Origin of the sequence: Pseudoalteromonas sp. APM04, assembly GCF_022809815.1 — a bacterium.
Taxonomy (GTDB): domain Bacteria; phylum Pseudomonadota; class Gammaproteobacteria; order Enterobacterales; family Alteromonadaceae; genus Pseudoalteromonas; species Pseudoalteromonas marina.
Window position 1 is genome coordinate 1,089,318 of the sequence record NZ_CP094441.1, and the last position, 18,417, is coordinate 1,107,734.

An 18,417-nucleotide genomic window follows, 5' to 3' on the forward strand; every position below is an offset into this window, starting at 1 on the left:
GTTACTCGCGATGATAGGGATGATTGTTATTTAAGCTCCAGCCTCTATATAGGCTTTCTGCAACAATAATTCGCACCAAAGGGTGTGGTAATGTTAGGTTCGATAACGACCACTTTTGCTCCGATGCAGCAATGCATTCTGGAGCAAGTCCTTCAGGGCCGCCAATAAGTAAACTTACATCGCGGCCATCGAGTTGCCATTTTTCCATGTTTTTAGCAAGTTGGTGAGTATCTAGCGCTTTGCCAGTGACCTCTAGCGTAACAATACGATTGCCTTTAGGAATAGCGGCTAATGTTTTTTCGCCTTCAATATGTAAAATACGCTTTATATCGGCATTTTTGCCACGTTTACCGGCGGGTATTTCAATTAGCTCTAAAGCCATATCCTTGGGGAAACGGCGCTGGTATTCAGCAAATCCCGTTTCTACCCACGCTGGCATTTTTGTACCAACAGCAATCATTTGTATTTTCACGAATAACTTCCAAGCGTTGCTTTTAACAAGTGGGTGGTTAGCCCCACAGTTTTTCTAGATCGTAATAGCTACGTGCTTCAGTTTGCATCACGTGTACAACCACATCGCCTAAATCAACCAGTGCCCATTCGCCGTCATTTTCGCCTTCATAGCCTAATGGCTCTGAATCTGCATGACGTGCTTCTTTTGCTAAGTGGTCGGCGATTGATTGAACGTGGCGTTTAGACGTGCCAGTACAAATTACCATGTAATCGGTAATGTCTGATTTATCAGTTACGTCTATGTCAACGATGTCACGCGCTTTCATATCGTCAATTTTATCCATTGCAAAGGCGAGTAGTTGTTTTGAATCCAAGGTTTTGTCTCAATTTAAAAATTTAATGGCGCGTATTTTAACACGCTAGGCATTTTTAAGCATCAATTTGATATAGCTGATGCATTTGTATGTAATGACTCACGGCATCGGGTAATAGTTCATTCTTTTTGTTACTTTTTTTAAGATCATCACGAATAGAACTAGAAGCTGCATCAAGCATTTTACCCGGTAAAAAGTAAAGTTTACCACCTAAATGCTCTGTAATAAGAGCGGGGTCATCCACGAGGGCATGCTGCATGTAGTGTTTAAGCTCACCTGTTACCTGACAACTCTGCGCTGGTCGTTGATATACCACAATATGGCAAAGCTCAGTAATTGTTTGCCATTCAAACCACTTATTTAGTGAATTAAATGAATCCATTCCAATCAAAAATAATATAGGTGTACTTGGGTACTCTTTACGCAGTTCTTGCAGGCTAAGTAATGAGTATGATGGGCCTGAACGAGCTAGCTCTCTTAAATCGAGTGCAAAATGAGGGTACGGTTTAATAGCCGCATTGAGCATGTTAACACGATGTTCTGTGCTTATACCTGGTGCCGCTTTGTGGGCAGGTAGTGCGCAGGGCATAAAATACAATGTGCTTAAATTAAATGCGCTTACACATTGCTGAGCCATATTAATATGGCCTAAATGAACGGGGTCGAAGGTGCCACCAAAAATAGCAATCATTTTTTTGTCCAACAGGTTAAGCAACTAATTAAGGCTGTGACACGGCATAGGAATATCGAGCGGTTGACAAAACTTAATACAAATATGTGCAAGTGCCTGATAAGGAGCAATTAAGTTGCCTTGTTTATAGCTTGCATCAAATAAAGCAATGTCACTATTAATTTGCTCAAGTACAGTAATATTTAGGCGATTAACGGCATTTTGCACCGGCCCTTGCTGATTTTTCCAAATGGCATTTTGTTTAAATAAGCTGGCGATTGGCTCACCATTTAACAATCCCAATTGCACATTCATCAAGGTGTTGAGCTCTTTTGTAATCGCCCATAATATACTCACAACTTCAGTGTTGTCACTGGCTAGTTTGTTCAAAACTTTAATGGCTTGCTTGGCATGACCATTTAATAAGGCATCGCTTAAATCAAAAATATCAAATTTGGCTTGATTTAATAGCCCTTGCATAACCAATTGCTGGGTAATAAGTGCGTTGCCATGCAGTAAGGAGAGCTTTTCAAGTTCCTGATAACACGCTAGAAGGTTACCTTCTGTAGCATTGATAAGGCTTAATTTGGCATCATTTTGCATGTTAAGAGCCAAGCGTTGACATTGCTCATCAAGCCATCGTTTGACGTGCGAGCCAGTCAGTGGGTAACAAGGTACAAATACACCTTGTTTGTCGAGCGCTTTAAACCAGGCACCGCGTTGTACTTCTTGGCTCGCTTTTGCACCTTTAATAATTAGTATCGTGTCGGGGTTAACAAGCTCAACGACACGCTTAAAGGTATTACTACCAATTACACCGGGCTTTTGCTGGTTTAGATCAAACTCAATAATAGTGCGTGCACTAAATAATGACATACTTTGATATTGCGCTATTATTTCTTGCCAATCAAATCCTTGCATTAAAGTAAATTTAATGACTTCATCAAAGCCTTGTGATTTGGCGGTATCGCGTATCAGCTGAACACACTGTGCTTCTTGAAAAGGCTCTTCACCAAAAACTAGGTAAAAAGGTTTTAAGCCTTTGTTTAACTCGTTAGGTAATTGATTAGCGTAACAGCGCATTACAGTTGCGACAGCTCTCTAACAATACGGCGACTTGCTTGCTTACGAATTTCGTTAATTAGCAGCTCTAGCTCTTTGGCTTTGGCAAGTGCGTTATCGGGGTCGTCTTGATAATTTCTATAAAGCTCAAAGCGTTTTTCTATAGCATCTTTATTGGGGTGTTTTAGAACATATGAAACGCCATAGGCAAGTTCGTATTCAGCAACCTGGCCATTTTTAAATAACAACAACGTTTGGCGTTCTATGGTTTCTTTACGTAAATACAGCTGCGCTACGTTTTTAGATGAAGAGGTAAGTTTAACTTCACTTGCTAACAGCTCTTTTTGTAGCTGTTCAAATAAAGCTGATTTTTCGTCATCACCAATAAGCGTAATGAGTTTTAGATTATCAGGCAGGCTTGACGCTTGCTTTAAGTGAAACCCACAACTAGATAACAAAAAACAGACTAGCGCTAAGGCTAGTCCGTTTTTAATGGCCTTAAATACAGCCATATTAGTTAGCAACCACGTTAAGTAGTTTACCTGGCACGTAAATTATTTTACGAATGGTCTTACCATCAGTAAATTTAGTTACGTTTGCTTCTGCAAAGGCAAGTGTTTCTACTTGTTCTTGTGTTGCATCTGCTGCCACAGTTAGTTTAGCGCGAAGTTTACCGTTTACTTGAACGATGATGAGCTTTTCATCTTCAACCAAGGCTGATTCGTCAACTATTGGCCATGCTGCATCTAAAATATCACCGTCTTTACCTAGTTCTTCCCACAACTCATGAGATAAATGCGGCGTAATAGGGGCAAGCATAATAATTAACGCTTCAAGTGCCTCATTTGCAATGGCAATGTCTTGTGCATCGTTAAGTGGCGCTTTAATTAACTTATTAGACAGCTCCATGATGGCAGCAATCGCCGTGTTAAACGTTTGACGACGTTCAACATCATCACTTACCTTTGCAATGGCTTTGTGTAATTCGCGACGAAGTACTTTTTGTGGGTTAGTAAGCGCAGACTTTTCAAGTGCTTGGTAACCTGCCGCTTTCACGTCTACTGCGTATTTCCATATACGTTTTAAGAATCGGTGTGCGCCTTCAACGCCAGAATCTGACCATTCAAGTGTTTGTTCTGGTGGTGCAGTAAACATCATGAATAAACGCACTGTATCAGCACCGTATTGTGCAATTACTTGTTGTGGGTCTATACCATTATTTTTAGACTTAGACATTTTGCTCATGCCTGAAGAAAATACTGGTTCGCCATCTTCCTTGTGCCATGCTTTAGTAACTCGACCTTTTTCGTCAGTTTCTGTTTCTACATCGCTTGGTGAAATCCAAATATCACCACCTTTCTCATCTTTACGATAGAACGTTTCAGCCAATACCATGCCTTGACATAGTAAGCGGTCAAATGGCTCGTCTGAATTTACTAAACCAAAGTCACGCAATAGTTTATGGAAAAAACGTGAGTACAATAAGTGTAAAATTGCGTGTTCAATACCACCTATGTATTGGTTTACAGGTAACCAATAGTTAGCGGCTGCTGGGTCTAACATGCCTTCGTCGTAACGTGGGCTGCAGTAACGTGCGTAATACCAAGACGATTCCATAAAAGTATCGAAGGTGTCAGTTTCGTGCGTAGCAGGTACGCCGTTAACTGTGGTTTTAGCCCAATTAGGGTCTGCTTTTATTGGTGATGTTACACCATTCATTACCACGTCTTCTGGTAAGCGAACGGGTAACATATCTTCTGTTGCAGCAAGCTCGTTGCCGTTTTCGTCGCTCAGCATTGGAATTGGAGAGCCCCAATAACGTTGGCGGCTAACACCCCAGTCACGTAAACGGAAGTTTACTTTACGCTCACCCACGCCTAGTGCTTCTAGTTTGTCGGCAATCGCATTAAACGCTGCTGAAAAGTCTAATCCGTCAAATTCGCCAGAGTTTACTAATACACCTTTTTCGGTGAATGCTTCTTGCGCTAGGTTTACTTCAAAGTCTGAGCCTTCAACAGGCGCAATAACTTGTTTAATATCTAGGCCGTATGCATTTGCAAACTCAAAGTCACGTTGGTCGTGTGCAGGTACTGCCATTACCGCGCCTGAGCCGTAATGCATAAGTACAAAGTTAGCCACCCAAATAGGCACTTGCTCGCCTGTTAATGGGTGAGTTGCGTAAAAGCCTGTTGCAATGCCTTTTTTCTCCATTGTTGCCATATCTGCTTCGGCTACTTTGGTGTTTTTGCATTCTTCAACAAACATTGCAATCGCATCGCTGTTTTTAGCGGCTTCTTGGGCAATAGGGTGGCCACCGGCAACGGCGAGATAAGTTACACCCATGAAAGTATCTGGGCGAGTGGTGTATACGCTAAACTTTTCGTTGTTATCGGTACGCGTAAATTCAATGTCTAAACCTTCAGAGCGGCCAATCCAATTGCGCTGCATGGTTTTAACTTGCTCAGGCCAGTCTTCTAATTTGTCTAAATCGTCTAAAAGCTCTTGTGCGTAGTCGGTAATCTTAATAAACCACTGTGGAATTTCTTTTTGCTCAACCACAGCGCCAGAGCGCCAACCGCGACCGTCAATAACTTGTTCGTTAGCAAGTACAGTTTGATCAACCGGATCCCAGTTAACCGTAGACATTTTTTTATACACTAGGCCTTTTTCGTAAAGCTTAGTGAAAAACCACTGCTCCCATTTGTAATACTCTGGGTGACAGGTAGCAATTTCGCGATCCCAATCGTAACCAAAACCTAATTGCTTAAGTTGGTCACGCATGTAATCAATGTTTTCGTAAGTCCACTTTGCAGGCGCTGTTTTATTTTTAATAGCGGCGTTTTCTGCTGGTAAACCAAACGCATCCCAACCCATAGGCTGCATTACGTTTTTGCCTTGCAGGCGCTGGAAACGAGAAACAACATCACCAATGGTGTAGTTACGCACATGACCCATATGCAGTCGACCACTCGGATAAGGGAACATAGAAAGACAGTAATATTTTTCTTTGCTCTCATCTTCAGTGACTTTAAATACTTGGTTTTCTTCCCAGTAGCTTTGTACTTTTGACTCTATATCTTGCGGGTTATATTGCTCTTGCATCTACGATTCCAGACTTCTTGCAAACTAATAAAAAATTGCCGATAGGATAACTCAAATAAAGCACTATTCACAGCGTCAAAAACACCGTTTTGCTAAATTGTAACCTTCATGTCAGGTTAACCTATACTTATCTATGTTAAACGTCAGGCGTGTTGACCTGTGTAGATTGAAATTTGCTCAGTTTAGGGTTTTCTAATCACAGTATAAAATGTCACTTAGTGGCCTGAGTAAAGATTCATAAATATTGCGTCAACCCAACTCGTTTATTAGCAATTTTGAAGGAGTACATAATGGCAGATTATAAAGCATGGCTTAGTGATTTAAGCGCGTGGCTAAAAGACATCAAAGATCATGAGGTAAAAGATGCGGTAACTCGTTTTGTTGAATCAGAGCAAGCACTTAAAAATTTAGGTGAGGAAAAGTATCAGCTCTACCGTAACTACTTAAAACGTGACGTAGAGCACCTTAGCGAGAACGATTCCCACTATAATTCGCTTGCATGGCAAGAGCTTAAAGAGTCTTTATGGTTTGAACTTTCACATATAGAAGACAAAACTCAGCTTGAATGGCAATCCTTAAACCAAGATTTTAAACATAATGGGGTGTATCACGCAGGTGAATGGATAGCCATGGGCACATTAGTATGTAAGAATTGCACTCATAGTTACGATGTTTATCACGCCACACAAATTTTACCGTGTATTGAGTGTGATGGAATCTATTTTAGTCGTAAGGCACTGCACCCTTAAGCATATGTATTAAGTGGCTGCTGGCCACTTAATACGCCCAAAAGCCAGCGATTATGCTGGTATATAAAGAAGTTAGAATGACGAAAAAACTGCTGCCACTACCTGTATCAACGCTTGCACCTAGTATTTCTGCTAATCACGTACTGACGTGCATGAATAATCCCTACCCAGAGCAACTCAATTTTATTGGGCAACAACGTGCACAAAGTGCGCTGGACTTTTCGCTGGGGATGGAATTACCTGGTTATAACGTTTACGTTATGGGCGAAGCCGCACATGGGCGTTACACACTCGTAAAGGACAAACTAAAACAACATGCCAAAGGCCGAGTAACCCCAAACGAATGGTTGTATGTTAATAACTACGACGACCATCGCGAGCCAATAGCATTGTTTATGCAGGCAGGACAAAGTAAGCAATTGAGTGACGACATAGACTCTTTTTTAGACGAAGTGCTCGACACGTTTCCAGCCGCATTTGATAACCCTGCTTATCAGCGAAAGAAAAAATCAATTGATCGTGAATTTAATGATGCTTACGACAGCGCAATTACCGCCGTTGAAGTGGCTGCGCTTGAGCAAAGCGTTGCACTTGTTGAAGAAAAAAGCTCAGTGGGCTTTGCACCACTTATAGATGGCAAGCAGTTGAGTGATAGCGAGTTTGCAGAACTTGAAGATGAACTTCGCGAAGCGTTTTTTGAGAAAATAGAAAAACTAGAAGATGCGTTAATTGAAGCTCTGATAGAGTTGCCGCGTTGGAAACGTGAATCAAAAGAAAAACTCCGCAACCTTAAAAAGTCAACCGCTGAGCAAGCAACTAAACCACTGTTAAAAGATTTAGAACATAAATACGCCACACATATTGGCGTGCTTCGCTATTTAAAAGACATACGTGTAGAAATTATAGATGCTGTACTTGAATGGCTAGACGATGAAGACGAAAACGAAGAAAATAAAGAAGACTTTGATCGTAAAGGCATGCTCACTGACTTTTTTGCACCCAATATTTTAGTCGAGTTTAAAGAAGACGATGCAGCTCCTGTGGTGTACGAGCCTAACCCTACCTTTGGTAATTTATTTGGCAAAATAGAGTATGCCACTTCACAAGGTACACTAATCACCAGCTACCGCTCAATTCAGCCCGGTGCATTACACCGTGCAAATGGCGGTTATTTGATAATGGATGCTGAAAAAGTAATGGCTAACCCACAGGTGTGGGATGGGCTAAAGTTATCGCTGAAAATGCACCAAATTAAAAATGACTTACCATATCAAGATAGTACAGTAGGCACGAGCTTTACGCTTCGCCCGCAATTGATCCCACTTGATGTAAAAATTATTTTATTAGGCTCGCGCGATTTGTATTACACCATAGGTGAATACGATGAAGAATTCGCAGAGCTATTCAGAGTTCTAGCTGATTTTGATTACTACTTACCAAGCAGTGATAAGTTACAGTATCAGTTTATTACTAAAGTGACAGAGTACTGCGAAAAAACGCTTAAGTGCACTACAACGCAAGCCGCTATGGTGAGATTGCTTAAATTTAGTTATCGCCAAGCTGAGCATCATAATAAGCTGTCAGCGCGTTTTGCTGATGTGTTAGAGCTGGTGGCTGAGGCAAGTTATTACGCAAAACAAGATAAGCTAACGGTTATTGATGCGCATCATATTGATGAAGCCATTGAGGGTAAGCAATACCGCACCGGTCAAATTAGTGAAAATATGCTTAGTGATATCAAAGAAGGCCATACGTTAATTGCTACAACCGGACAAGCCATTGGTAAAGTAAATGGCTTAACGGTACTGCACATTGGTGATACGTCGTTTGGTACACCGGCGCGAATTACTGCCACGGTATACGCCGGCGCTGATGGCGTAATAGACGTAGAGCGCGAAGCAGAACTGGGTAAAGCTATTCACTCTAAAGGCGTGATGTTACTTACTGGTTATTTAGGTAATAAATATGCTCAGCAATTTAGCCTTACGCTCAGTGCAAACATTGCAATAGAACAAAGCTATGGCTACATAGACGGCGATAGCGCCTCGTTGGCAGAGCTTTGCGCGTTAATTTCGGCTATTACAAGCTTACCAATAAGCCAATCAATTGCGCTTACCGGCTCTATAAACCAACATGGTGATGTACAAGCCATTGGTGGTGTAAACGAAAAAATAGAAGGCTTTTTTAAGCTGTGTAAAATGCGCGGCTTAACGGGTGAGCAAGGCGTCATTATTCCTAAGTCAAACCAAGTTAATTTGGTTTTAGACGACGAAATACTCAATGCAGTAGAGCAAGGTAAATTTAATATTTACGCAGTAGAGACGGTCGATCAGGCGCTAAATTTACTGATGGATATTGAAGCGGGCGAACTCATCGACGATGTATACCCTGAAAGTTCAGTAAACGGCATCGCACTTGCGCGTTTAAAAGAGATTGCTGATATTGTTAATGGCGATAACGACGACGATGCGGATGACGAGCTAGAAAACGAAAAACTAGAAGACGAGAAAAACTAATTATGATCAATATTATTTTGGCGGTTGTGATCGCTATTTTGTGTGTTTTAATATTTAAAAATAGTAAAAAGGCCAAGCAACAGGCGATTTCTAATGCGCAAATTGAAAGCGACTATTTAGTGGCTAACGCTAAAGTAGATGGTGTATTAGAAACTGCATCTGGCCTGCAATATAAAGTAATGCACAAAGGAGAAAACAGCAACACACCTAGCCCAACAAGTATGGTCAATGTGCATTACCACGGTACACTCATCGATGGAACTGTGTTTGATAGCTCAGTAGAGCGCAAGTCACCTATCAGCTTTGGTTTACACCAAGTTATTAAAGGGTGGACCGAGGGGTTACAGTTAATGAGCCCGGGAGACAAATTTCAGTTTTATATACCGCACCAATTGGCTTATGGCGAAAAGCGGGTAGGGAGCATTCCACCGGCATCACTGCTTATTTTTGAAGTAGAATTGCTTGCAATAGAGTCGTAAAGTTACTGTGTTTGCTCACTTTTAACCGATTAAAAGTGAGCATAACGTACTAACCTGCAAATTCAATGTGTGCTATTTCAAGCTTAAATTTTCCCGCCTGTTTTCCTGCAATCATAAAACCAAGTTGTCTAATATCACTAAAATCAATCACCGGTTGCTGCATTAGCGTACGACCACGAAAAGTAAGCGTAAAATCGCTTGCGGTAAAATTAATGTTAGTCCATTCATTTTCTATTGTTTTAAATGAGTATGTATACGCAGGTCCATCAAGGTAGTTAGATGTACGCAGCCTTAGTTGATACGTTTGACCGTCACCTTTAACACGTAAATGAATAGTATTTGCGTTTTGACCCTGTGTGTTGAGCTCAGTGCGGATAGAAGCAAACCCTCCGTTATTTTTAAGCGATACATTACCTTCAAATACCAATGCCTCTTTTGTATGGCTTACTTGGCTATTAGACACGCCCCCCATGACCGAATCGTTTACAACGTACCAACGCTGATTGGCGTTAACCTCTGCGCTTAGCAGCAAAGTATTAAATATAAAAAGAGAGGCTAATTGTTTAGTGGTCATTGGGTTGCTCCTAAAGGCTTTGATTAACTAATACGCTCACACATATAAATTGTTCACTTAACCTAAACTAATTTATTAATAACGCGCAGGGCTTGCTGGCTTTTAAGGATAAAATATGTGGAATCTAGGGTTATTTAGTCGCTGCGCAAAGTTTGTAACCTAGTGGACTAAATAAAAATCGAGTAAAGCTTCTGCGTCCCGCTCACCCTTTAACCTTCACCTTGAAGGCAACAAACAGTAAATAGCGCTTGTTTGAATTAGCTTGAGCAAAAAATAAAAAGCGCGTAAGTTAAACGCGTTACCTATTTTAATAACAAGAATTAAAATGAAAGCAAAAGAAGTAGAACAATTAGAATTATCTAAAACCGAAACTAGAGAAGTCATTACCCCTTATGCATTTAAGATTGATAACGCTCTGTTAGGCATACCTCTAGCAACACCTCTTAAACGAGCTTTAGCAATAGTAATAGATGTTGCCCTAATATTTGTAGCTGCAAAGCTTAGCGCCACCTTAATTGCGTTTGTTGCTGCTATGGCTTTTTATAAAGGCACTGCGCAGCAATACCTTCCTAAAATGTCCAGTGTATGGCGAAGAATATTAAAAATAATGGCAGCGAGTATTTTATTTGTAAGCGCTCTTGCTGTGCTTTCAATTGGCATAGACTACTTAGAAGACGATAACAGTGAAATCGGCTCAGTTATTCAAGGTGTAAAAATAGAAGACGAAATACAGCTTACTGAGTCAGAAAAACACCGAGTAAATGCCTATTTAATTAAAGTAGAAGACGAAAGGTGTGAGCAATCTTGCCAACAAAATGCGCTTGATAATTTAATAAGGCAAGTACCCAAGTTAGCAGAAATGGACGACCTTCAAAGCCCACAACTTGCTAGAGCGCTTTTACAATTATTAGTGCTCAGTGAAAATAACGAAATAAAGTCTGCACAGTTAATAGAAGAAAAACCTGCGCAAACAACTACAAACAGTATTTTGCAGTGGGGCAAAGGTATTATTCAAGACTTAGGCTTAGGTTTTGGGTGGGCTGCTGTTTACTTTACGCTATTTTCATTACTTTGGCGTGGCCAAACTCCCGGTAAGAAGGTGTGTAATATACGTGTTGTTGCCTTAAATGGCGAACCACTTGGTTTGCTTGATTGCTTTGGCCGCTACGGTGGTTATGGCGCGGGTTTTGCCACTGGGTTGCTAGGCTTTTTACAAGTATATTGGGACCCAAACAGGCAAGCCATTCAAGATAAAATATCAGCGACTGTGGTTATACAAGGTAGCGTGAAGCAAATTGTGAATATAGAAACAATAGAAGAAACCGTAAAAGCTAAATAATTAATAGTTATAGGTAATAGGTACGCTAGTGAAGTTTTTAATGTTGACGATTATCACTTTATTTTTTGCAATCAGTGCAAGTGCTTCCGAGTCATTTGTGTTAGCAAAGAATAACCATATTGAGTCTCGAATTTTAAAAGAGAGGCGATTTTATAGCGTTTACTTACCACCTAGTTATAGCCAAAATACTGATAAAACATACCCTGTAGTTTACTTACTTGATGGTGATAGCACACATTTAAAAGCAGTTGCAGGGTTGGTGGAAGCGCTAAGTACAGAGCGTTTAGAGCAGCAAATACAGCAAGCAATTATTGTAGCTATTCCTAACAGCCAAAACGCAATAAGAGAGCGCGACTTTACCCCAACCAATATTGACTGGACGTTTAACGGAAAATTATTAGAAAGGTTTGAAAATATCGGCAATGCCGCAAACTACAGTGCATTTTTTGAAAAAGAACTTATTCCACTGATTAATCAAAATTACCGCACATCAACTAAACGGGTATTAATTGGTGAGTCTTTTGGTGGCTTGTTTGCAAGTTACGTACTGTTGACTAATCACACATTATTTACAGATTACTTAATAATTGATGCTACCTACATTTGGGATAATAATTATTTAAACCGTTACTTTAAAAATAATCAACTTGAAAATAAAGAGATGGCAGGGAATGTGTATTTTACCTTTGCGAATAACGCCACAGCATTTGGTGATATAGGTAAAACAAATTATCAGTGGGGATTAGCGTTTGCAGATAAATTAAGGAATCACCCAAGTAAAAAATTAACAGTGAAACAGCGTTACTTTGAAAACGAAACACACGGTACCGTTGCTGCACTTAGCTGGTATTATGGATTGAGAAAATTACTTCAACAATCAGTTGTAATTGAGAATCGATAAAAACTATAAATTAAAGCCCAATAACTAGCTAAAGTTTTAGTTAATTATTGGGCGATCGAAGACTATTTTACTTTTGTATTTAACAAGACAATAGGAGTTAAAATATGCTTAAGTATTTGCTCATATTTATCGTTATCAGTTAAGTCAGGGGCATGTAGATCTAGGCCAACCTCATGAAAATTATTTTTTTCAACGTCATTATAATATTGTAAGGCGATACTAATTGCAGGCCTGAATTCGACTGAGTCTCTTGATCTTGTCAATACGTGCTGCTCAACACCATTCCAAGTTGCAGTGCCATCTACTATTTTAATTGAATTTTCTTTTGGGTGGATAACCAGCAAATTGCCAATATTTGGATACGTTTGCTTAATGCTGTTAAACGTAAATTGTATAGCTGCTTGCACTCGTTCTGATTCGAGTTTGCCTGTTTTTGTGTTAAAAGCACCGCCTTGTTCAATAATAAAGTTATCAAACATGGGTTGAACTTTAGGGTTTAGGTTAGTTAAGTTATATTTTTTTGAAAAGTTAATTACGTTATTATCAAATGCTTCTCTATAGAGTGCTTTGTTACCGGTATTGGCTGTTGGTAACCATATATAGGCTAGGTTACTATGTGTTGCCGGTTTAGCGATTGTAATTCCATTCGCTATCACTTTAGGGTCGCTATTGTATTGAAATAGTTTGCAACCGACTAAATTGAGTAAAACGATGATGACAACCATGTGTTTAATCATTTTTTCGTCTTCCAAGTGTCGATTGTTTTTAATGCGAACTGTAATGCACTATCCAATTTTGCAGGGTCTTTAAATAATTTATCGGCATCTTTCACAATAATTTCTTCATCACTGTTAAATTGTGCCACTAACTCAATACCCCCAGAGCCCATAGTTAAGAGTGTGTCTTTCTCATCTCTAATTCTGATATACACTCTGCTTCCTGGCACATAACCTTGTTCGTTTTGAAATAACGATACGAATATATCACCCCCATCGGCACCACCTTCAAGGTAAGACTCTTCTTGGCCATACCACTTGGCTACGTGGCCTAATAAAATACTGTTTGTAAAATGTGCGCGTACAGTATCAACACCTGCAAACACAAAAGCATTTACACCGAGGTTTGTTTTTGTAGTGGCAAGCGCTTCTTTCCAGAGTTCATTACGTAGGTTTTCATTTGCTTGTCCTGTAAGCGGGTCGTATAAGTTCTCAGCGTTATCTAATAATTGATTAAATACCGTATAAACTTCGCTGGCGTCTACTACTTTAAAACCACGCGCTTCAAGTGCTTTTTTTATTGGCGCTTTATAATGGTTTTTTAATTGTTTTTCAAAATAAGTGAGATCTTCTTCAACATAAAAACCGCCAAATCCAAGTACCTGATAATTTGCTTTTAGTTGTCCCGTATTCATGTAGTTGGGTGAGGATTTACATCCACTTAATATGACAAGGATAATAATGGTAAAAATATATCTCATAAAAACTCCTGAAAATTAAAGTAATTTGATACCAATTTTAGCGAACGATGTAAGGGTAAGTTGCCTATATTCACTTCCACCAACTTGTGAGCGCCAATTGATTGTTGTTTTTTTATTATTCAAACTGCTATCAGTATAAAAAATTAAGTATTTGGCTTCCTCTGGTAGAGTAAATTGAGTTTTGTAATATAGGTTACCAGCTAAATCTAATGTTGTTGGTAAACCATTTTCCCACGCCTCATAAGGTTTAAGGTGTTTTATAACCTGCTTTGATTTATCTAACAGTATTAACTCAGGGTAAACAAGCGTTGCTGTTTGAACAAATGCGCCATTGGCGTAACTAAAAACTTGAGCGAAGCGACTATTATTTGGTTTTTCAATTGCAATGAATGGGCTTTTGGCTTCATTAAAAATTCTAATAGGCTGGTTTTTCAAATCAAAAGAGGTCAGCTTGTTTATTTGCTGTGTTGCAAATGCAATGTCGCTTAAGTTGGTACAGCAGGCGGGATTACTTTTTAGCCTTGATAGGTCACTTTTAGCTGAATTAGCGCAGCCAAACAATAATATGACTAAGGTTGCTATGCTTATTACTTTTTTCATAAATATTTTAATTATTATTAGTATATTGATAGTAACTAATATGAAATAAGACTAAAACACATAAATTTATAATATGTAACTCAATGTAAATAAAATTAAATATGAATTGTTCACACAAGTTTATTCTCTAATTTGACCCATAAATATTGAGTACTTTTAGTTTTTAAATCGCATTAGAGTCCCACCAATCCCCAATAACGTCACAATTCCCCATACAAACACATTGCCATATTGGCTATACACACTATTACCTTGTATCAATTTTACATCGGCTTTTAATACAGCGGCTTCAAACTGTGGCATGGTTTGTTGTGTATTGCTTAGCGGGTCGTATACGGCGCTTACACCGTTGTTGGTAACACGTACCAGCGGGCGTTGTAACTCAAGGGCACGCATGCGGGCAATTTGCATGTGTTGCAATGGCCCAATTGATTGACCAAACCACGCGTCGTTACTGACAGTAAATAATATATCTGAGTTAGTTTTATAATTGCCACGTACTAAATCGGCAAATACTATTTCGAAACAAATAGCAGGGAGCAGATTAAAGCCATTGGCGCGCAAGTTGTTTTGTATTCTGTCGCCACGCGTAAACGACGACATAGGTAAATCAAACAAAGGCGCGATTGGGCGCAGAATATCTTGAAACGGTACAAATTCTCCAATCGGCAGTAACTGGTGTTTTTGATAGCGATTTTTACTGAGGTATTCATAATGGCCGTGCTCATCGCCGCGCTCTTTGTTACCCAACACTATAAGTGTATTAAATATGGTTTTAGTATCGATTTGGTAGTCAACAATGCCCGTAATAAGGGCGGTTTCATTAAATGAGGCTGCGCTATCTAGCCCAGCTAAGTAGCTGTCGGCAAGGGCTTCTATTTCAGGAACTGCGGCTTCAGGCCAAACAATTAAATCAGCATCCCAATGTGGGCGAGTCATATCTTGGTATTTGCTCATGGTGGTCCAAAACTCGCTAGGCTCAAAGCGAAGGTGCTGCTTTATATTGCCTTGTACTAGTAAAGTCGACATTGATTTACCTGAGTACTCAACGGTGTTTGTTGCACGCGAACCAATACACAAAACAGTAAATACAGTGAGCGTAACCAGCGGGGTCTTTATGTCTTTTTGTGTTATCCGGTACAGTGCAAAGCCAATGGCAATACATACTAAAGTCAATCCAAATTCACCAATGTAAGGGGCCAGTATATTTAATGGTCCATCGGTTTGGGTATACCCAAAACTTAACCACGGAAACCCGGTAAGGACCACCCCCCGTAAATATTCACTAAGAGCAAAAAAGCTAATAAGCAGCAAACCAAAGCTATTTTTGCTGGTGGCAAAACGAGTTGTTAAGTAGAACGCTAAGGCGGGATAAAGCGCTAAGTAGCCGCACAATAGTGCCATTAACGAAAAAGAGGCTACAAGCGGCATACCGCCAAAGGTAGCTATAGACACATGTACCCAACTAATACCTGCACCAAACCAGCCTAAACCAAATATAAAACCATATTTAGCGGCATTCTTCGCATGGGCTTTTCCGGTATTGTTTGGATTAATACAAAAAATGACAGCTGCAATACTAATAAATGCAATTGGCCAAATTTCAAAAGGGGAGTAGCTAAAAGTTAAAATAAGGCCCGCAATAAATGCGAGCCATGATTTTATATCTTTTGCTAATAGGGTCAGTCTAGTTAGCAGTTTCTTCACTGTCGGTGTCATCAGCCTTAGGAACGGTGACTTGCAGTTGCAAGATACGACGATTGTCGGCATTGGTTACTTTAAATTGGTAACCATCTATGTCTATTGTTTCACCACGGCTAGGCATATGGCCAAATGCATGTAAAACGGTGCCACCAATAGTGTCGGCTTCTTCTGTGCTATACCCTGTACTGAAGTGCTCGTTAAAGTCATCTACTGGCGTTAAGGCCTGAACAACATGAACGTGTTTTGCAAGTTGACGAATGTCTTGTTGTTCTTCTTCTTCGTCGTGCTCGTCTTCTATTTCCCCAACAATGGTTTCAAGAATATCTTCAATTGTAACGAGTCCCGATACACCGCCGTATTCATCAATAACGACAGCCATATGATAGCGTTGCTGACGAAATTCATTAAGCAGAGTGTCAACACGTTTGCTCTCAGGTACGACCATGGCAGGGCGTAAGTAATCGCGTATTGAAGGTAAATGCTCGTCTTTATTTAAGATAAGCGGGAGCAAATCTTTAGCAAGTAAAAAACCTTCCACGTGATCTTTGTCTTCAATCACCACTGGGAAGCGTGAGTGAGTTGAGTCAACCATCATGGGTATTAGCTCTTCAAGCGGGCTGTCGATCTCAAGAGTGACCATTTGTGAGCGCGGGATCATTATGTCTCGCACTTTAAGCTCAGATACACTAAGCACACCTTCAATCATTTCTTTTGTTTCTGGATCGATTACGTCTCGTTCTTGCGCATCGGCAATCACTTCGACCAGCTCTTCTCTATTCTGGGGTTCCCCTTGCAGCATTTGGGTTATTCTACCCAACCACGTTTTGCCAGAAGAACCCTGGCTAGATTGCGAGTTACCGTCGCTCATTGCGTCTAATTGCTCCGTTAATTTAAATTTCGTCCCGGTATGGGTCTGCTATATTTAGCTCTGCAAGTAATTGCTTTTCTATGCTTTCCATTTGCAAAGCGTCTTCACTCTTTATATGGTCAAATCCAAGTAAATGCAAGCACCCATGAATGACCATGTGGGCAAAGTGGTCATGAAATGACTTCTCTTGCTCCAATGCTTCAGCCAATACAATGGCTGGGCAAATAACTAAGTCACCAACAAGGGGAAGCTCTATTCCTGGTGGCGCTTCAAATTCAAACGACAATACGTTAGTGGGTTTGTTTTTACCCCGGTAGTCGTTATTAAGCTGTTGTGATTGCGCTTCGTCGCTAATCACTATGGTGAGTTCTGACTCATCACGATATTGGCTTAATGCTTTATCAGCCCATAATGCAAATTGGGCTTCACTAGGGAGGTTGTCAAACTCACAGGCTATTTGTAAATCAAGTTCGGTTGTCAAAGTATTACTCTTTAGTAGTAGAGTTAAGTTGAGCAGCTAGCTCGTCTTTTGCTTTTTGCTTTTCAATTCGCTTCAAGCGCTCGCTCTCATCGTTACGCTCGTATGCTTCAACAATGCGCGCAACAACAGGGTGGCGCACTACATCGTGTGCTTTGAAGTAGTTAAAACTAATTTCATCTACGCTATCGAGCACTTCAATAGCATGGCGTAGGCCAGAGCGTGTGCCGCGCGGTAAATCAACTTGGGTTATATCACCAGTGATCACCGCTTTTGAATTAAACCCTATACGGGTTAAAAACATTTTCATTTGTTCTGCTGTGGTATTTTGACTTTCATCTAAAATAATAAACGCATCGTTTAATGTACGACCACGCATATAGGCAAGGGGCGCAACTTCAATGATGTTTTTTTCTATTAGCTTTTCGACTTTTTCAAAACCGAGCATTTCGAATAGCGCATCGTAAAGCGGGCGCAGATATGGGTCAATTTTTTGGCTTAAATCACCAGGTAAAAACCCGAGCTTTTCACCAGCTTCTACAGCGGGGCGCGTTAACAAAATACGACGGATTTCTTGTCGTTCAAGGGCATCTACTGCGGCAGCTACTGCTAGGTAGGTTTTACCTGTACCAGCAGGGCCTATACCAAAAGTAATGTCGTGATTTAATATATTGGCAACGTAAAGGCCTTGGTTGTCGTTTCGGGGCTTAATAACACCACGGCGCGTTTTTATAACCATTTCTTTGCCGTATGCACTGCTTGAAGCATCTTGCTCTAGGGCTTTAGATTCTGTAATTGCCAAGTGAACATTATCGGGTTCTATTTCACCAATAACACCGCGCACAGGTTGAGTATCAACATATAGATTTTTTAAAATTTCGACCGCAGAGGCACTATTGAGTAGTTTTCCCGTTACTTTAAAAAAGTTGTCACGGTGAATAATTTCAACAGCTAGGCGGCGTTCAATTTGTTTGATGTTTTCGTCAAACGGGCCACATAAAGAAGATAGGCGTTTGTTATCGGCAGGTTCTAAATAAATCTCTAATGTTTTTAACTGATTACTCAAAATTG

19 protein-coding genes are annotated in these 18,417 nt (G+C 40.2%); 5 read left to right on the forward strand and 14 right to left on the reverse strand.

Going from position 1 to position 18,417, the window contains the following annotated elements:
- Position 1 precedes the first annotated feature (1 nt).
- The 6 genes from rlmH to leuS are packed head-to-tail and all read right to left on the reverse strand — an operon-like array spanning position 2 to position 5,661.
- The gene (gene rlmH, locus MTP24_RS05140) at positions 2 to 472 is read right to left on the reverse strand and encodes a 23S rRNA (pseudouridine(1915)-N(3))-methyltransferase RlmH (protein ID WP_002958522.1); all 471 of its coding nucleotides are present in this window, start codon (positions 470 to 472) and stop codon (positions 2 to 4) included.
- 37 nt (positions 473 to 509) lie between these two features.
- The gene (gene rsfS / locus MTP24_RS05145) at positions 510 to 827 is read right to left on the reverse strand and encodes a ribosome silencing factor (protein ID WP_006793397.1); all 318 of its coding nucleotides are present in this window, start codon (positions 825 to 827) and stop codon (positions 510 to 512) included.
- A gap of 55 nt (positions 828 to 882) precedes the next feature.
- Positions 883 to 1,518, reverse strand: a complete 636-nt coding sequence (nadD, locus tag MTP24_RS05150; protein ID WP_243533076.1) for a nicotinate-nucleotide adenylyltransferase — start codon at positions 1,516 to 1,518, stop codon at positions 883 to 885.
- 24 nt (positions 1,519 to 1,542) lie between these two features.
- Positions 1,543 to 2,580, reverse strand: coding sequence for a DNA polymerase III subunit delta (gene holA / locus MTP24_RS05155; RefSeq protein ID WP_243533078.1), 1,038 nt, complete (start codon positions 2,578 to 2,580; stop codon positions 1,543 to 1,545).
- Entirely contained in the window at positions 2,580 to 3,071 is a 492-nt protein-coding gene (gene lptE, locus MTP24_RS05160) for an LPS assembly lipoprotein LptE (protein WP_243533080.1), read from the reverse strand. The genes holA and lptE overlap by 1 nt, the downstream gene beginning before the upstream one ends.
- Before the next feature lies 1 nt (position 3,072).
- Entirely contained in the window at positions 3,073 to 5,661 is a 2,589-nt protein-coding gene (leuS, locus tag MTP24_RS05165; RefSeq protein ID WP_243533082.1) for a leucine--tRNA ligase, read from the reverse strand.
- Positions 5,662 to 5,951: 290 nt separating this feature from the next.
- On the opposite strand from leuS, the gene MTP24_RS05170 reads away from it, so the two are divergent.
- The 3 genes from MTP24_RS05170 to MTP24_RS05180 all read left to right on the forward strand — a co-directional run bounded on the left by MTP24_RS05170 (position 5,952) and on the right by MTP24_RS05180 (position 9,405).
- Positions 5,952 to 6,410, forward strand: a complete 459-nt coding sequence (locus tag MTP24_RS05170) for a zinc ribbon-containing protein (protein WP_243533084.1) — start codon at positions 5,952 to 5,954, stop codon at positions 6,408 to 6,410.
- A gap of 77 nt (positions 6,411 to 6,487) precedes the next feature.
- Positions 6,488 to 8,926, forward strand: a complete 2,439-nt coding sequence (locus MTP24_RS05175; RefSeq protein WP_243533086.1) for an ATP-binding protein — start codon at positions 6,488 to 6,490, stop codon at positions 8,924 to 8,926.
- 2 nt (positions 8,927 to 8,928) lie between these two features.
- A complete protein-coding gene (locus MTP24_RS05180) occupies positions 8,929 to 9,405 on the forward strand; it encodes an FKBP-type peptidyl-prolyl cis-trans isomerase (protein WP_243533088.1) in 477 nt (158 codons plus the stop codon).
- A gap of 49 nt (positions 9,406 to 9,454) precedes the next feature.
- On the opposite strand, the gene MTP24_RS05185 is transcribed toward MTP24_RS05180, so the two are convergent.
- Positions 9,455 to 9,979, reverse strand: a complete 525-nt coding sequence (locus MTP24_RS05185; protein WP_243533090.1) for a CIA30 family protein — start codon at positions 9,977 to 9,979, stop codon at positions 9,455 to 9,457.
- 325 nt (positions 9,980 to 10,304) lie between these two features.
- Between MTP24_RS05185 and MTP24_RS05190 the strand changes: the two genes are divergently transcribed.
- Both MTP24_RS05190 and MTP24_RS05195 read left to right on the forward strand, forming a co-directional pair.
- Entirely contained in the window at positions 10,305 to 11,318 is a 1,014-nt protein-coding gene (locus MTP24_RS05190; protein ID WP_243533092.1) for an RDD family protein, read from the forward strand.
- Positions 11,319 to 11,346: 28 nt separating this feature from the next.
- Complete coding sequence (locus tag MTP24_RS05195; RefSeq protein WP_243533094.1) at positions 11,347 to 12,219, forward strand: alpha/beta hydrolase-fold protein; 873 nt, start codon at positions 11,347 to 11,349, stop codon at positions 12,217 to 12,219.
- Between the two features lie 62 nt (positions 12,220 to 12,281).
- Here MTP24_RS05195 and MTP24_RS05200 read toward each other — a convergent pair whose 3' ends face one another.
- The 7 genes from MTP24_RS05200 to MTP24_RS05230 form a co-directional block, all read right to left on the reverse strand.
- Positions 12,282 to 12,956: a hypothetical protein gene (locus MTP24_RS05200; RefSeq protein ID WP_006793408.1), complete on the reverse strand. Its 675-nt coding sequence runs from the start codon at positions 12,954 to 12,956 to the stop codon at positions 12,282 to 12,284.
- A complete protein-coding gene (locus tag MTP24_RS05205; RefSeq protein WP_235420593.1) occupies positions 12,953 to 13,696 on the reverse strand; it encodes a hypothetical protein in 744 nt (247 codons plus the stop codon). The genes MTP24_RS05200 and MTP24_RS05205 overlap by 4 nt, the downstream gene beginning before the upstream one ends.
- A gap of 15 nt (positions 13,697 to 13,711) precedes the next feature.
- The gene (locus tag MTP24_RS05210) at positions 13,712 to 14,296 is read right to left on the reverse strand and encodes a MalM family protein (RefSeq protein ID WP_039036654.1); all 585 of its coding nucleotides are present in this window, start codon (positions 14,294 to 14,296) and stop codon (positions 13,712 to 13,714) included.
- Positions 14,297 to 14,452: 156 nt separating this feature from the next.
- Positions 14,453 to 16,003 carry an apolipoprotein N-acyltransferase gene (lnt, locus tag MTP24_RS05215; protein WP_243533097.1) on the reverse strand — a complete coding sequence of 517 codons (1,551 nt, stop codon included), beginning with the start codon at positions 16,001 to 16,003 and terminating at the stop codon, positions 14,453 to 14,455.
- Entirely contained in the window at positions 15,984 to 16,868 is an 885-nt protein-coding gene (gene corC / locus MTP24_RS05220) for a CNNM family magnesium/cobalt transport protein CorC (RefSeq protein ID WP_006793412.1), read from the reverse strand. Before corC ends, lnt begins: the two co-directional genes overlap by 20 nt.
- A gap of 22 nt (positions 16,869 to 16,890) precedes the next feature.
- Positions 16,891 to 17,349 carry an rRNA maturation RNase YbeY gene (gene ybeY / locus MTP24_RS05225; protein WP_243533099.1) on the reverse strand — a complete coding sequence of 153 codons (459 nt, stop codon included), beginning with the start codon at positions 17,347 to 17,349 and terminating at the stop codon, positions 16,891 to 16,893.
- Positions 17,350 to 17,353: 4 nt separating this feature from the next.
- Positions 17,354 to 18,412: a PhoH family protein gene (locus MTP24_RS05230; RefSeq protein WP_006793414.1), complete on the reverse strand. Its 1,059-nt coding sequence runs from the start codon at positions 18,410 to 18,412 to the stop codon at positions 17,354 to 17,356.
- Positions 18,413 to 18,417: the final 5 nt, after the last annotated feature.